Annotated in this window: 12 protein-coding genes and 1 tRNA gene; 4 read left to right on the forward strand and 9 right to left on the reverse strand. The window is 32.7% G+C overall.

Annotated features, from left to right (window positions below; all coding sequences use genetic code 11):
- Positions 1-21: 21 nt before the first annotated feature.
- Positions 22-1,308 (reverse strand): c-type cytochrome, encoded by a 1,287-nt coding sequence (locus tag WPG_RS04445; protein WP_045475168.1) that lies wholly within the window; start codon positions 1,306-1,308, stop codon positions 22-24.
- Between the two features lie 210 nt (positions 1,309-1,518).
- On the opposite strand from WPG_RS04445, the gene WPG_RS04450 reads away from it, so the two are divergent.
- Positions 1,519-1,902 carry an SPOR domain-containing protein gene (locus tag WPG_RS04450; RefSeq protein WP_045469874.1) on the forward strand — a complete coding sequence of 128 codons (384 nt, stop codon included), beginning with the start codon at positions 1,519-1,521 and terminating at the stop codon, positions 1,900-1,902.
- Between the two features lie 8 nt (positions 1,903-1,910).
- Here the strand turns inward: WPG_RS04450 and WPG_RS04455 are convergent, their stop codons facing one another.
- From WPG_RS04455 to rimP, 4 genes are all read right to left on the reverse strand, one after another.
- On the reverse strand, positions 1,911-2,897 hold the full coding sequence (locus tag WPG_RS04455) for a hypothetical protein (RefSeq protein ID WP_045469877.1): 987 nt from the start codon (positions 2,895-2,897) through the stop codon (positions 1,911-1,913).
- Between the two features lie 78 nt (positions 2,898-2,975).
- Entirely contained in the window at positions 2,976-5,693 is a 2,718-nt protein-coding gene (gene infB / locus WPG_RS04460) for a translation initiation factor IF-2 (protein ID WP_045469880.1), read from the reverse strand.
- Positions 5,694-5,779: 86 nt separating this feature from the next.
- Positions 5,780-7,012, reverse strand: a complete 1,233-nt coding sequence (gene nusA / locus WPG_RS04465; protein WP_045469882.1) for a transcription termination factor NusA — start codon at positions 7,010-7,012, stop codon at positions 5,780-5,782.
- A gap of 12 nt (positions 7,013-7,024) precedes the next feature.
- On the reverse strand, positions 7,025-7,489 hold the full coding sequence (rimP, locus tag WPG_RS04470) for a ribosome assembly cofactor RimP (RefSeq protein WP_045469885.1): 465 nt from the start codon (positions 7,487-7,489) through the stop codon (positions 7,025-7,027).
- Between the two features lie 153 nt (positions 7,490-7,642).
- Between rimP and WPG_RS04475 the strand changes: the two genes are divergently transcribed.
- Positions 7,643-8,467, forward strand: a complete 825-nt coding sequence (locus WPG_RS04475; RefSeq protein ID WP_045469888.1) for a universal stress protein — start codon at positions 7,643-7,645, stop codon at positions 8,465-8,467.
- A gap of 55 nt (positions 8,468-8,522) precedes the next feature.
- Here the strand turns inward: WPG_RS04475 and WPG_RS04480 are convergent.
- Positions 8,523-8,596 (reverse strand) — tRNA-Gln (locus WPG_RS04480).
- 152 nt (positions 8,597-8,748) lie between these two features.
- Here WPG_RS04480 and WPG_RS04485 point away from each other — a divergent pair.
- Complete coding sequence (locus tag WPG_RS04485) at positions 8,749-12,147, forward strand: DUF2723 domain-containing protein (RefSeq protein WP_045469890.1); 3,399 nt, start codon at positions 8,749-8,751, stop codon at positions 12,145-12,147.
- Positions 12,148-12,153: 6 nt separating this feature from the next.
- Entirely contained in the window at positions 12,154-12,792 is a 639-nt protein-coding gene (locus WPG_RS04490; RefSeq protein ID WP_045469893.1) for a polysaccharide deacetylase family protein, read from the forward strand.
- 1 nt (position 12,793) lies between these two features.
- On the opposite strand, the gene WPG_RS04495 is transcribed toward WPG_RS04490, so the two are convergent.
- From WPG_RS04495 to WPG_RS04505, 3 genes are all read right to left on the reverse strand, one after another.
- A complete protein-coding gene (locus tag WPG_RS04495; RefSeq protein ID WP_045469896.1) occupies positions 12,794-13,090 on the reverse strand; it encodes a thioredoxin family protein in 297 nt (98 codons plus the stop codon).
- Between the two features lie 115 nt (positions 13,091-13,205).
- Positions 13,206-14,435: a metallophosphoesterase gene (locus tag WPG_RS04500; RefSeq protein ID WP_045469899.1), complete on the reverse strand. Its 1,230-nt coding sequence runs from the start codon at positions 14,433-14,435 to the stop codon at positions 13,206-13,208.
- A gap of 42 nt (positions 14,436-14,477) precedes the next feature.
- Positions 14,478-16,886 carry a beta-mannosidase gene (locus tag WPG_RS04505; protein ID WP_231850251.1) on the reverse strand — a complete coding sequence of 803 codons (2,409 nt, stop codon included), beginning with the start codon at positions 16,884-16,886 and terminating at the stop codon, positions 14,478-14,480.
- Between the last annotated feature and the right edge of the window lie 27 nt (positions 16,887-16,913).

Here is a 16,913-nt window from a genome sequence, read left to right on the forward strand (position 1 = left end):
ATGAATTACTTCTTATTTAATTTAATAATGACACTTACCACATTCTAATCCGCCCATCTGTGCCACAGTTAACTGATCAACTCCATACTTTTTAGATAACTCTTCGTGAATCTTTGTATAGTAATCGTTGTCTTTAACTTTTACATTTGTTTCTCTGTGACAGTTGATACACCAACCCATTGTTAATGGCGAATACTGGTACATCACTTCCATTTCCTCAACTGGTCCATGACAGGTTTGACATTCAACACCTCCAACCATAACGTGTTGTGAGTGGTTGAAATAAACAAAATCTGGCAAGTTATGAATGCGCACCCATTTTACAGGTTGAGAATCTCCCGTATAACCTGTTCCATCCCATCCTACTGCTTCGTATAATTTCTGAATCTCAGCATCATAATCTACACCATATGTTTTACCTTCCGCAAGTGTTTCTGGAGCTACATTTGAAATTGATTTATGACAGTTCATACATACATTTAATGACGGTATACCTGAATGCTTACTTACTCTTGCTGAAGAGTGACAGTATTTACAATCGATAGCATTATCACCAGCATGTATTCTATGCGAATAGTGTATTGGCTGCACTGGTTCGTAGCCTTGATCAATACCCACTTGCATAAAATAACCGTAAACAAAATACCCACTTGCTAACAAGAAGAATATTGCTGTTACTAATACTAAAAATTGATTTTGAACAAAAGCTTTCCAAATAGGTGTGCCTTTTTCTTTAGAAGCAACTTCAATTCCTTTAGCATCTGCAAAACGATTTAAGGTACGCTTTACTAAGATTAATGCTAAGGCTAATAAGCCAAATAAAACTGCTAATGCCCCAAGAATTAAGTTGTTTGAAACACCTGAACCTTTACCGTTACCATTTGCCGTGATCTCAGTAGGAGGTGGCGGAGGAGGTGGAGTTGTTGCAGTATAAGCCAAAATATCTGAGATATCCTGATCTGTAAAACCAGGGTAAGGTGTCATAGCGACACCCTTGTATTCTTTGTATATTTTATTTGCATAAGCATCCCCAGATTTAATGACTGCAGCGCTATTACGAATCCACGCATTAAGCCAAGCCCTATCTAAACCTTCATCTTCCGCCAATCTTGCTTCCACATTACGTAGAGCAGGACCAGTCATTGGCTTGTCTAATTTATGACAAGCAGCACAATTTGCATTAAATAAAGCTTTTCCTTTTACTGGGTCGCCTTCTTGGGCTGTAAGTGAGGTTGAAAACGTAAGTAATAAAATAAAACCTAGATGAAGAATCTTTGAGGTTAAATTACGGTAGATCACCTGTTTCATATTGTTAGTTGAATTATCTTCTAAACTTTGGTACGATTTTTTCATTTAATAGAGAAAAAACATGTTTATAAAAACTCATGCAAAAGTAAGATATAAAGTCGATTTTAGAAATCTTAGAGAAGTGTTAATAACTAATTTATACCAATTCTAAATAACAAATTTAGACCATTTACGTTGAATATAATATCTTTGCATTTAAATACGAAAAGGATGACATTTAAAACCAAATATTTAGGCCTCATTATTTTGCTGTTAATGTTTTCTAACATGACATTTTCTCAAGAAGGAGAAGTTACTGTTAATCAAGATAGTGATATTGATAAATTACTGGAATATAAGAAGGACATTAAAACCACTAAGGTATATAGAATCCAAGTATATCAAAGCGTTGATCCTGACAAAGCACAGCGCGAGAAAGCTAACTTCTTAAATTCATATGAGCAATGGCCTGTTGAAATCATTTGGAACACACCAAATTATAAGGTTTGGGTTGGTAATTTTGCCACACGTTTAGAGGCTGATCGTGCTTGGGCAAAAATTAAGGAAAAATACATGAATGCTATTATTTTTCAGCCCAAGTCAGATAAAAAATAATTTTATTTTTAACGTTTTATTTTTCTTATTACTGCATTAATTAAACGAGGAAAAAAAGGTCTTGCTTTTACGAAAGATTTCCTCTTATCTTTATTATAATCTTCATAATTACAAGTAACTAATTCTTTTGGGATTTTAGAAAAACTATTATTAGATCCATGCATACTATAATTGCAAATGGAGTAGTTTTTATTGTCTTGATTTTCAATATTGAAAAACGGTGAGGAATCATTAAAAGTTCTTACTGAAAAATCACAATTATCAACAATATACATTTCAATAGCAAAGAGTAGATAGTTGTCTTTTATGTCGCCTAGTAAAGTCTTAAATTTATTACTCGAATGAAACCTAGCATCATTGATTTTATAATTTCTATCATTAGTACAATAAAACACAGAGTTATAGTCAAAACGGCTCAATTTTCTTAGCATGGTTTCTTCATTCATGCTATCATTTAATTTTTTATTTAGACGATCACCACGTCTTAAATGCACTCCAACAACTGGTCTTTCTAAACTATCCAATATTTGATCTCCAATAGTTTTAATATGGTTTGGAGCTGAGACTAATGGAATCACAAATTTGACTCCAACTCCATGATATAATTTAGCTAGACTGAATGCATCATAGGTCTTTTTTAAACTCCAGAAATTATCTGTTTTTAAGCTTCTGACTACTAAAGTCTCAGAAGTACTATAATCAAAAGGTTGGTCTTGAATAATTAAAACATTTTTGGAATCTATAGTCTTTTCTATATCTAAAAAATCTTCTTCTAGAATATAGTCCACATCTATTTTTTCTAAACTAATATATTCGTCGATTAAATAACTTTCTAAAGGTTTACCATTATTATGTTGAGAACCCAATTGAAATTTCGGAACAACAGCTACCCTATTGCTCAACTTTGCCTCAGCCAATAAAATCATTAAGCATGAGCGTCGATCCAATAAACCTTCACCATATTTTTTAGTTGCTTTGTAATAGAGGTATCTCATTGTAACAGTTCTAAAAATGGTTTTAAATCTAACAAAAAAAGCGACCGATTGGTCGCTTTTTTATTTATATAATTGATATTACTTCAACTTTTTCTTTACTTCTACTTCTTGGAACGATTCTACAACATCTCCGATAATAATATCGTTGAATCCTTTAATCTGCATACCACAATCGTAACCTTTCGCTACCTCTTTAACATCATCTTTAAAGCGTTTTAAAGCAGCAAGCTCACCTGTATGAACAACGACTCCATCTCTAATAATACGTATTCCAGCATTTCTTAAGATTTTACCATTCATTACCATACAACCAGCAATATTTCCAATTTTAGAAACTTTAAATATTTCTCTAATTTCAGCAGTACCAGTAACTTCCTCTTTAACCTCTGGAGATAACATACCTTCCATAGCATCTTTAAGATCATTAATGGCCGCATAAATAATAGAATATGTTCTGATATCTATTTCTTCTTTATCAGCAATCATTCTTGCATTTCCAACAGGTCGTACATTAAATCCTACAATGATTGCGTCAGAAGCTGTTGCTAATAACACGTCACTTTCAGTAATAGCACCAACACCTTTATGAATAATATTAACTTGTATTTCTTCTGTAGATAATTTCTGGAATGAATCTGTTAAAGCTTCAACAGAGCCATCCACATCACCTTTAAGGATAATATTTAACTCTTGGAAATCACCAAGTGCAATACGTCTTCCGATTTCATCAAGTGTAATATGACGCTGTGTTCTAACAGATTGCTCACGTTGTAATTGTGTACGCTTTGTAGCAATTTGTTTTGCTTCACGCTCGTCTTCAAAAACATTGAATTTATCACCCGCTTGCGGCGCACCATCTAAACCAAGTATAGATACTGGAGTTGCAGGACCTGCTTCAGCAACATCATTACCACGTTCATCTTGCATTGCTTTAACTTTACCACTATTTTTTCCTGCTAAAACGTAATCTCCAATACGTAGTGTACCTGCCTGTACAAGTATAGTTGATACATATCCTCTACCTTTATCTAAATACGCTTCTACAACTGTACCAATTGCTGGTTTATTAGGATTAGCTTTTAACTCTAAAAGTTCAGCTTCAAGTAATACTTTCTCTAGTAACTCTTTTATTCCAGTTCCCATTTTAGCAGAGATATCATGAGACTGAATTTTTCCACCCCAATCTTCTACTAGAAGATTCATTGCTGCTAATTGCTCCTTAACTTTTTCAGGATTAGCATCTGGTTTATCAATTTTATTAATCGCAAAAACTATTGGAACACCAGCCGCTTGAGCATGAGAAATTGCTTCTTTAGTTTGTGGCATAATCGCATCATCTGCTGCAACAACAATAATTGCAATATCAGTAACTTGAGCACCACGAGCACGCATCGCTGTAAAGGCTTCGTGACCAGGTGTATCTAAGAACGCTATTTTTTGGCCATCTTCTAATTCAACACCATAAGCACCAATATGTTGTGTAATTCCACCAGATTCACCAGCAATTACATTTTCCTCACGTATGTAATCTAATAAAGATGTTTTACCGTGATCGACGTGACCCATTACAGTGACAATAGGTGCACGTGGTAATAAATCTTTAGGATCGTCAATATATTCTTCAATAGATTCTTCAATATCTGCAGTAACAAACTCTACTCCATAGCCAAACTCTTCAGCAACTATAGTTAATGTTTCTGCATCTAGTCTTTGGTTCATGGTTACCATCATACCTAAAGACATACACGCTGAAATAACTTCAGTTACACCAACCGTCATCATCGTAGCTATTTCACTAACCGTTACAAATTCAGTAACTTTTATAGTTTTACTTTCAGCTGCTGCAATTTCTTGATCAATCTCTGTTTGTTCTCTATGTTGATCTCTTTTGTCTCTTCTGTATTTAGCTCCTTTACCTTTATTAGATTTACCTTGTAATTTTTCAAGTGTTTCTCTAATTTGCTTTTTAACATCTTCTTCACTAGGTTCTTCCTTAACCACTTTTGGTCTAGAATTTCCACCTCTTCCTTTTTGACCACCTCTTCTATTATCAAAGTTTGGTTTTCCACCAGGTGTATTTCCACCTTTACTAATACGACGTCTTTTACGTTTATTAGCATCCCCTGAAGCTGCCGCTGGTTTCTTTTCTTCTTTCTTCTTTTTTGGTTTATTAAACTGCGTAAGGTCAATTTTCTTACCAGTTGCTTTAGGACCTGAAAGCTTTTTATATTGTGTTTTTAAAGTTTCTTCTACTGGTTCTTCTGAAACCTCGGTAGTTTCTTCTTTTTTAGTTTCTTTTTTTGCTTCAACTTTTTCAGTTTTCTTAGTTTCAGCTTTTGATTTTGGTTCCGTTTTCTTAGAATCTTCGACTTTAGCCTTTGGCTTTTCTTTAGCCTCTGCAACTTTAGGCTCTTCTTTTTTAACAGCTTTAGGCTTCTTATCTAAGTCTATTTTACCAACTTGTTTTGGCCCACTTAAATCAGCTTTTGCTTTAACTACAGCTTCCTTAGCTTCTTTAACAACTTCTTCTTGCTTTTGCTTTTCCTCAATTTCGCGTTCGCGCTTTTCGCGAAGCTCCTCTTTTTCTTTGAGTTTAGCTTCACTAACTTCTTGAGCCTTTTCACGCTTAGTTGCATCTGTCTGAAATTCATCAGAAAGCGTGTCATAAACCTCTTGCGAAATTTTGGTATTTGGACTTTTCTCAATCTCTATGCCTTTGGATTCTAAAAAATCCACAGCACGATCAATAGAGATGTTTAACTCCCTTAATACCTTATTTAATCTTGTCTGAGCCATAAATGCCTGTAATATAACTTAAATATATGTGATACCTATTCAACTTCAAAACGTCTTGATAACATTTTAAAAATTTGAAGTGATATTTATTCTTCAAATTCTTCTTTAAGAATTCTAATAACTTCTTCTATTGTCTCTTCTTCTAAATCTGTACGTTTTACTAAATCCGCAACATCTTGCTCTAGAATACTTTTAGCAGTATCTAAACCAGCTTTGCTAAATTCAGAAATAATCCATCCTTCAATTTCATCAGAGAATTCTTTTAATTCTACATCTTCTTCTGCACCTTCTCTAAACACATCAATCTCATAACCTGTCAGTTGACCAGCCAAACGAATATTATGACCACCTCTACCAATAGCTTTAGAAACTTCTTCTGGTTTCAACAAAACCTCAGCACGCATTGTTTCTTCGTCTAATTTTAACGAGGTTACTCTTGCTGGGCTTAATGCTCTTGTTACAAATAATTGTATGTTATTTGTGTAATTAATTACATCAATATTTTCATTTCCTAATTCACGCACAATACCATGAATTCTTGAACCTTTCATACCAACACAAGCTCCTACAGGATCGATTCTATCATCATAAGAATCAACCGCCACTTTTGCCTTCTCTCCAGGAATACGTACTACTTTCTTCACAGTAATTAAACCATCAAAAACTTCTGGTATTTCTTGCTCAAATAATTTCTCTAGGAACGTAGGACTTGTTCTAGACATTATAATTGCTGGCTTACTTCCTTTTAATTCTACACTCTCAATAATTCCTCTTACATTTTCTCCTTTTCTAAAGAAATCTGAAGGAATTTGTTTGTCCTTTGGGAGTATAATTTCATTACCATCATCATCTAGCAATATAATTGCTCTATGGCGTATATGGTGAACTTCTGCTGTATATATTTCGCCTTCTAATTCTTTAAAATGCTTGTATATGTTTGTATTATCGTGTTCGTGAATCTTAGAAATTAAGTTTTGTCTTAATGCTAAAATTGAACGTCTTCCTAAGTCAATTAATTTTACTTCTTCAGCAACATCTTCTCCAACTTCAAAATCTGGTTCTATTTTTTGTGCTTCAGATAATTCAATTTCTTGATTTGGTTCTTCAACCTCTCCATTAGCAACAACAATACGGTTTCTCCAAATTTCTAAATCTCCTTTATCTGGATTAATAATGATATCAAAGTTATCATCATCACCATATTTCTTTTTTAATGCATTACGTAATACATCTTCAAGAATCGCCATCAGCGTAACTCTATCTATTAATTTGTCGTCTTTAAATTCTGAAAATGATTCAATTAACGCTACATTTTCCATAATTGATATGAATTAAAATTTTATTTTAACTTTTGCTTCTTTAATATTATTAAATGTAACATTGGCCTCTTTGGTTACTGTTACTTTTCCTTTTCCAACAGGTTTTGGCTCTCTAGCTTTCCACTTTAAAACCACCCCTTCATCGTTGACATTTGTTAGCTCTCCTTCTAAGTTTTGACTGTCCAGAGTTTTTACTTCTAAATGTCTTCCAATATGTTTTTTATATTGTCTTGGTAATGTTAATGGGGTTGTTGCACCAGATGATAAAACCTCTAGAGAAAAATCATGTTCGTCTCTATCTATGTTGTGCTCTATCGCTCTGCTAATAAACATGCAATCCTCTACCAATACTCCGCTATCACCATCTATTACAATCTTAATCGCATTATCTCCAGACAAGTTAAAATCTATTAAAAACAAATCTTGTCTTTCGTCTAAGGCAGTTTGTAATAAGTCTTCTACGGTTTTCTTGAACATTTTTTGATATAAAAAGAGAGGACTTTTCGTCCTCTCGCGTATTTATTTTTAGTAAACAACGGTGCAAATATAGGGTATTTTTATTGATTTTTCAAAGTTTCATATTATGGATTTATTTTCATAAATTTATGTAACTAACAAATATCTAAACCAATGAATAAAATATTAGTCCCTACCGATTTTTCAGAGCAAGCAGAAAACGCCTTAAGGGTAGCTGCTATGTTAGCAAAAAAGCATGATGCAGAAATTTATCTCTTGCACATGATGGAAATACCAATGCAACAAATAGATCCTGGAGCTGTACAAAGTGATATACCCGAAGCTCTATTCTTTATGAAATTAGCTCACCGAAAATTTGAAGATCTTTTAGAAAGTGATTTCTTAGAAGGACTAACTGTACATGAAACCGTAAAGGCTGATATTACATTTAACGAAATTAAAGATTCCTGTAAAGAATTCGGAATTGACCTCATAGTAATGGGTTCTCATGGAGCTTCTGGTTTAAAAGAAATGTTTGTTGGTTCTAATGCCGAAAAAGTGGTTCGTACATCCGATATCCCTGTTTTAGTCATTAAAAATGAGCATAAGTCATTTGATATTTCGGATTTTGTTTTCGCATCAGATTTTAAAAATGATAATAAAGAAACCTATAAACAAGCCGTAAAATTTGCAAATGCCGTTGGAGCAAAAATTCATCTCTTAATGGTAAATACTGCAAATAATTTTATCACATCCTACGATGCAAAAAAACGTATCAATGATTTTATTTCAGGACAAACGTTCGAAAATTACACTATTACAATACATAACGACACTACTGTGGAACAAGGTGTACTTAATTTTTCAAAAGATATTGATGCTGATCTTATTGGTATTAGCACACATGGACGACAAGGTATCGCTCACTTTTTTAATAGTAGTATTAGTGAAGATTTAGTTAACCATGCTAAGCGACCAGTAATTACTTTCAAAATATAATCAATAAAATTACTAAAATAAAAAAATCCTAATCAGTTATGATTAGGATTTTTTGTTGGCCCACTAGGTTTCGAACCTAGACTCTTCGGTACCAAAAACCGATGTGTTAGCCAGTTACACCATGGGCCAATCTCTTAAAATGAGGGTGCAAATTTAAAACAAAGTTTCACTTGGACAAAAAAAATCTAAGAAAATAATTGAAATTACTTAACGTTAACTTAAAAATGTCTGCTGTATTGTAATTATTAGTAAATTCGCCAGCATCAATACCTAAGGTTTTCATGACAGATTTTAACTTCAAAAAGTGGAATAATATTTTAGCATGGTTTGCTTTTGCTGTAGCATTTGCAGTTTATGGATTTACCATAGAACCAACTGTTAGTTTTTGGGATGCTGGAGAATATATTTTAACCTCATCTAAATTACAAGTTGGACACCCTCCTGGAGCTCCTTTGTTTCAAATGTTAGGTGCATTTTTCTCAATGTTTGCTTTAGAACCTTCCCAAATTGGAATGTTACTAAACATGATGAGCGCAGTATCTAGTGCCTTCACTATTTTATTTATGTTTTTAACCATTAGTATCCTTCTTGTTAAGTTGGTGAAGTACGATAAAGATTCTAGCTCAAGTAAAGGAATAGCTATTTTAGGTAGTGCTCTAGTTGGTAGTTTAGCTTTTACATTTACTGACTCTTTTTGGTTTAATGCAGTTGAAACAGAGGTATACGCCATGGCAACATTAATTATGGCTGTGATGTTTTATCTCGCTTTACGTTGGGAACAAGACATGCATAAACCTCGAGGTAATCGTTGGCTTATTCTTATTGCTTTTGTAATTGGGTTATCTTTTGGTGTTCACTTTATGGGCTTATTGACTATTCCAGCAATCGGATTAATCTATTACTTTAAAAATTATAAAACTATTACAGTCAAAAATTTTATAATAGCTAATATCGTTTCTGCAGCTATATTACTTTTTATATTTAAACTGTTATTGCCTTCTACATTAAAACTCTTTGGTTATTTAGAAGTATTTTTTGTGAATTCCATAGGGCTTCCTTTTAATTCTGGAACTATTATTACTGCTTTACTAGTGATTGGTTTATTCTACTTTGGACTAAATTACACCCGAAAGAAAGGCATGCTGCATGCAAACACTTTAGTGCTTTGCCTTATGTTTATTTTTATTGGTTTTTCATCATGGATGATGCTTCCTATTCGTGCAAATGCTCAAGTTATAATAAATGAAAATGACCCTTCTGATGCAAGAGAGCTTTTAGCATACTATAATCTAGAGCAATATCCTGAAACACACTTATTCTATGGGCCTCAGTTTACAGAAATTTATTCTGGAGCTGATAAAGACGAACCCTTTGTTGACGAAAAAAAGGACTACGAACGAGATGACGAGCTAGGCAAGTATATTATTATAAACGATTGGGAACAATCTAAGCAAAACTACAATCATGAGCATGCTTCAATTCTGCCAAGAATGTGGAGTAGTGAGCATGCTGAAAACTACATGATGTTTACTGGATTAATTGACTTTAAACTAGATCCAAATTTACAAAGGCGTGCATATAATGAAGCAATCGATGCAGGTTATCCTGAAGAAGATGCAGGAAAATATGCTTTAAGTAGAAAAAGGCAATTAGATGAAATCATAAATGATTTTAGAATGCGTATTGCTAATGGAGAAGTAGACTATGAAGACTACGATCAATTTTTAAGACGTTATGGACAACAAGATTTAATTGTAGAACAGCCATCATTTATTGATAATTTAGCTTATATGTTTCAATACCAGTTTGGATATATGTATTGGCGTTACTTTATGTGGAACTTCACAGGAAGACAAAACGATATTCAGGGAAAATATGATGACTTTAATGGAAATTGGATTTCTGGAATAAAAGCTATAGATGAAATTCACCTTGGCTTGTCTCAAGATAATCTACCTACTGAAGTCGTTGAGAATAAAGCAAGAAACACATATTATTTTTTACCATTATTACTTGGACTAATTGGGTTCTCTTTCTTAATTTATTCTGATATGAAACGCTTTTGGGTATTACTGGTATTTTTCTTGTTAACTGGTTTAGCTATTCAATTCTACACAAATATTAGACCTTTTGAACCTAGAGAACGTGACTATTCTGTTGTAGGTTCTTTTTATGTATTTGCTATCTGGATAGGCTTTGGTGTTTATGCCATTTATGATCTTTTGAAATCTAGTGTAAAGTCTAAATTTTTAGCACCTGCGATAACTTTTACGTGCCTAATTATTGTTCCAGGAATTTTAGCAGCAAATAACTGGGACGATCATGATCGTTCGGGTAAGTACACTGCTAATGCTATGGCTCGAAAATATTTAGAATCTTGTGCGCCAAATTCAATCCTATTTACCATTGGAGACAATGATTCTTTTCCATTATGGTACTTGCAAGAAATAGAAGGAGTTCGTACTGATGTTCGTGTAGTAAATACGAGTTTATTTCAAACCGATTGGTATATAGACCAAATGAAACGTAAAGCTTACGAAAGTGACCCAATTCCTTCACAATTAACGCATAAACAATATCGTGGTGGTAATAGAGATGTTCTTATTAGAAGAGAAATAACAAATGATACTATACCTATTAATAACTTTATGGACTTTGTTGCTAGTGAAAAACCAAGTACTAAATTTAGATATGTTGTTGAAAAGCAAGGCGAAGATCCAAGACAATATCCTAGTCATTTGTTAAACTCTAATTATTTTCCTACACGTTCTATTAGTATCCCTGTTAATAAAGATGTAGTTCTTAAAAATGGTATTGTTAAACCAAAAGATGCTGATAAAATAGAAGATAATTTGTACGCTCAAATAGAAGGTAGTTATATTTATAAGAATCGACTATTAATGCTCGATATTATAGCTAATAATAATTGGGAGCGACCAATTTATTTTACTGGTGGAGCCTTTGGTGCTGATGACTATGTTTGGTTAAAAGACTACTTACAATTAGATGGTATGTGTTACAAATTAGTCCCAATTAAAACACCTGTCGACAGAGCAAATCCTTATGACATGGGGCGCGTAGATCCAGATTTAATGTATGACATGGTGAGATCTTGGGAATGGGGAGGAAGTGGAGAAAATATCTATCATGATATTGAAACTAGAAGAAACGGAATTACATATCGAGGTAATTTAGCACGTTTAATAGAACAACTTATAAATGAAGATAAGTTAGATAAGGCAGAAGAAATTGCTGATATCGCTATGGCAAAAATGCCAGTTGATAAATTTGGGTTTTACTCCTTACTTGAGCCTTATGTAAGTGCCTATTATGAAATAGGAAACGTTGAAAAAGGAAGAGCGCTTTATAAAGATGTGGCTAAGAAATATCAAGAAAATTTAATGTATTACTGTAATCTCTCTCTAAAGAATCAAGAGCGCAAAGTTGGTGAAGATATTTATTTAGATATTCAGCGTTACAGAGCTTTGATCGATATTTTAGTAATCTATAATGATAAAGATTTTGCTTTAGAAGAGACTAAGAAGTTTAATAGTTATTTAGGGCTTTTTGATGAATTAATGAATCGATACAGTGAAGATGAGCTACCTGAAGTATCTGAGAATATTGACCTAAAAACTACAATTAATGATACTATTAAAAACATAACACCAGAAGAGTAAAATTGTATGCAGATAATTCCGGCAAAAACCCCAGAATTTGTAAAAACAATATTTCCGAATTTTGTCTGGAATATCCATACGGATAAAAAAGAACTCTATCTTACTTTTGATGATGGACCAACACCCGAAATTACTGAATGGGTGCTTCAAAGCTTAAAAAAATTCAATGCTAAAGCTACATTCTTTTGTATTGGTAATAATATTGAAAAGCACTCTGAAGTTTTTCTAAATATAATTTCTGATGGTCATTCCATTGGCAATCATACTTACAATCACCTCAAGGGTTGGAAACATAAAACTAAAATTTACTACAAAGATGTTTTAAAGGCTGAAAAAGTAATTCAGAAATTTGAAGCTGCTAATTCTATTCCTCTATTTAGACCTCCATATGGCAAGTTTAAAAACAAACAGAGTAAAAAACTGCTAGAACGAGGTTATCGCATTATTTTATGGGATACTTTATCTTATGATTGGGACAGTTCTGTAAATGAAGATACTTGTTATAATAATGTTGTTACAGCTGCAAAGGAAGGTAGTATTATTGTCTTTCATGATAGCCTAAAAGCCTCAAGAAACTTAAAATATGTACTACCAAAAATATTACATTATTATAGCGAACAGGGTTATGTTTTTAAAGCTTTATAATTTAAAAATATTCTTGGATAATTTCAATTAATGTATCCGCATCTTGTTCACCACTATGACGCCATTTCATTTCGCCATTTTTGTAGATGATTAAAGTAGGTAGGCCTTTAACTCGCAGTGCTTCGGCAAGTTCCTTGTTTTTATCTACATCTATCTTTATCACTTTGGCTTTATCACCAAGTGCAGCCGCAACATCTCTAAGAACAGGATGCATTGCAACAGAAGGATCATTCCAATCTGTATAGAAGTCTAATAGAACAGGAATATCTATATCTATTAATTCCCCAAATTTTGACATGCGTGATAGTTTTAAGTCAAACCCGATATATACAAACCTACATAAAATTTTAATAGTAAACTCTAGTAAGTTCTTAATGAGCTATATAAAAATAAGCAATTCTAAGTAATTAAGCTTATTTCTTCCCTTTTTTGAGTTCTATTACTGTAATCTCAGGCCATATACCTACACGCCCAGGAAATGCTAAATAACCAAATCCTCTATTTACATTTATGTATTGATCTAACGCTTTATATATACCAGCCCAATGCTTATAACGCCATTTTACAGGACTCCATTTAAACCAACCTGGTATCTCAATACCAAATTGCATACCATGCGTATGGCCACTCAATGTTAAATGATAATGATAATCACTATTAACAACCTCAGCATCCCAATGACTTGGATCATGACTCATTAGTATTTTAAAATCGTCTTTATCTAACTGTTCAGAGGCCTTTTTTAAATCACCAGCCTGTTTAAAACCCCCTATTCCCCAATTCTCTACACCAACTAAAGCAATACGTTCACCTTTTTTTTCTATAAATCGATTTTCATTTAATAATAGATCGAAACCTATATCTTTTTGAAGAGTTTTTAAATTCTCTAAGTTTTGTTTTTTGTCAGCTTCAGAATCCCATTTCACATAATCACCGTAATCATGATTTCCTAATACAGAATACATACCATCTTTAGCTTTCAGCTTTTTAAATATATCGATATAAGGTTCCATTTCTGTGGCCTTATTATTTACCATATCACCAGTAAAGAGGATAATGTCAGATTGTTGATCGTTAATTAAATCAATCGCATATTCAACCTTATCAATATTATCAAAACTTCCTGAGTGGATATCACTGATTTGAGTTAGTTTATAACCATCGAAAGCATCAGGTAGGTCTTCAAAATGTAAGGTGTAGTTTAAAACTTTAAAATTATATTTTCCTCTATATATACCATATAATATTGAGGCCAATGGTAATGCGGCCAAGCTTAAAGCAATCTGGCTCACAAATTTTCTACGTGCGGGAAAATGATCTACTTGAACATTACTGTTTTGAGTAAAATAGCTATATATGGCCTGAGGCACTCTAAAAATATCTTCACCTAACATAGCTAATACCAAAATAAGTTTAGGTACAACCATTGCTATTAAAAATCCTATTGCGTAAGCATTTGCATGAGAAAAGCCATCACTTCTACTAAAACCATAAAACTGATAAATAAAATTACCTATAATAATGATAGTTATAATCCAGTATATAATATAAAACCAGTTGATTTTGGTCAAGGTTCTTAAAGTTTGAAAAGCGTAAAAATCAGCTATTCCAATAATTACAATAAAGATTAACCAACGGATCATATATATAATTTAATTCGCAAAGATACTAATATGCTCTGCAGCTTATCTTATGAAATTGTTAAAGCTCTTTATTTGCAAATTCTCTAGTTTATTCATCTCTGATTTAAATTGAATTGTTTTAGACTCATTTGGTAATAAATCGAAGAAGTTATCTGAAAAATGACCCTTATGGTTTATAAATAAGAACACATCTTTTTGAAATGTACTACTGAATAATTTGATGTCAAATCCTTCAGCTGTTTTTACAATTTCTCTTTCGATTGGTTGTTGCTTTAAATAAAGATATTTAGGTTTATCAAAATAAAAATAGTTGACGCTAGCACCAAATTTTGTAATAACCATTCTATTTCGACTATTCGCAATATCATGTTCATATAGCTTTAAGTTTATATTATAATTAGAGTTATTACTCACGGTAATCACTTTGTCTAATTTGTAAGATTCATTTCCATCAAAATCTACAATTCTTAACTTCAAAGTATCTTTAATTGTAATCAACCCATCATTAATTACTGTAGTATTCAAAACTCCTTGTCCTCGATAATACTCATTTGAAATTAACACATTCTCAAAACTATTTTTGGCTTTATAATGCAATGCTTTCCAGTTTCCTAAATAGTCAATACTAGACCAAGATACTGCTGGCCAACAATCGTTGAGTTGCCAATATAATGTACCCATGTTGTATGGTTTAGCCCTTCTTTGTGCTTCAATACCTTTTGTAATACCGTAAGCTTGTAAAAGTTGACTCATGTAAACATAATCTTCTGGAGTTTCTGGAACAGGAAAATCGCGCTTCATATAATCTTCGATAATTTGAAATCCTCTAGAATGTTTTTGATGGTTCTTAAAACTATCTGAAGCTAATTCAATCGAATCACTTTGATTGATAAACCTAATAGTTTCATAACTCGGAAAAGACTGAAAGCCAAACTCACTCATAAAACGTGGTATGTTTTCTTCAAGATGTTCAAACGGGTAGACATCGTGCCAAATCCACCAATCGTGTGCATCACCTTCTGTTTTATATTTTGGATTACCTCTTCCGTATTTTGGAGATGATTCCCAATAATCTGTATCTGTTAATTGGGTAACAGTAATTGGTAAAATAGAATCAAATACTTTTAGGTAATTGCTCCAAATCTCAGCTTTTTCTTCTTCGTTTCTATCAGCTTGCCAGCCCCAACGATGCCAACCTTCTGAGTTTTCGTTATTACCGCACCATAAAGCAATTGACGCATGGTTTCTAAGTCGTTTTACATTAGTAACAGCTTCTTGTTTTACATTCTCTAAAAAGTCATTATCACCAGGATACATAGCGCAAGCAAACATAAAATCTTGCCAAACTAAGATGCCTTTTTTATCACATAGATCATAAAACACATCATTTTCGTAAATGCCCCCACCCCAAACTCTAAGCATATTCATATTAGCATCAACAACATCATTTAATAGTTTGTCATAGTGTTTATCTGTTACTTTATTCTGAAAGCTATTTTGCGGAATGTAATTTGCCCCTTTAGAATAAACTGGTACGTCGTTAACTTTGAAATAAAAGGATTCTCCCACACCATCTTTTTCAGTTACTAACTCTATGGTTCTTATGCCATGCTTAACTGAAATACTATCGAGAATTTTATCATTATCCTTAACGATAACTTTTATATCATAGAGATATGGTTCACCCAAATTGTGCGACCACCAGCGTTTTGGATTTTTTATTTGAACTTTAGTAATCCATGTATAGCCTTTGTAGATTTCATGAGATGTTTTAGTCAAAACATCATTAACATAGATTTCATAACGTAATTTTTTGTCTAATTCAACCGTTGAGATTTTTTTTAAATCTAAGAGTATTGAGCAAACAGAATCATTAATAAATTTATTCTTAATATGTATATCATCAACTTTATAATTATTCCAAGCTGTAAATTTTATTGGTTTCCAAATCCCGCAAGTATTTAATTTTGGTCCCCAATCCCAACCATATTGAAATTGCGCTTTTCTGGTAAAAATGCGTTCTCCTTCTGGCAATTCATAAGGCAACTTTTCTTTTTCTATTTTTTCTTGTTTTGAGGTAGATTCAAAAACTATTCGTAATTCATTAGAAAGTTTTAAAAGTGGTTTTACAGCAACATTCCATGCTCTAAAGGCATTATTTGCTTTTAAAATTATACTATCATTTAAATAAACAGAAGCATAGGTGTCTAAACCTTCAAAATTGAGTTCTATCTGTTTTTTTTGGAGCGTTTTTTTATCAATAGTAAATGTGGTTTTGTACTCCCAATCGGTTTCTGAAACCCATTGTACGTCTTTTTCATTGTCACCTATAAATGGGTCCTCAATTAATTGATGATCTAACAAATCTGAAAATACATTACCAGGAACCGTTGCTGATTGCCATATAGAATCTTTAACTTTTTTGAATTGCCAATTACTATCTAATTCCATAGTTACTGGAACGTCATGTTTTGGTTG

It is taken from the genome of Winogradskyella sp. PG-2 (genome assembly GCF_000828715.1).
Taxonomy (GTDB): Bacteria; Bacteroidota; Bacteroidia; order Flavobacteriales; family Flavobacteriaceae; genus Winogradskyella.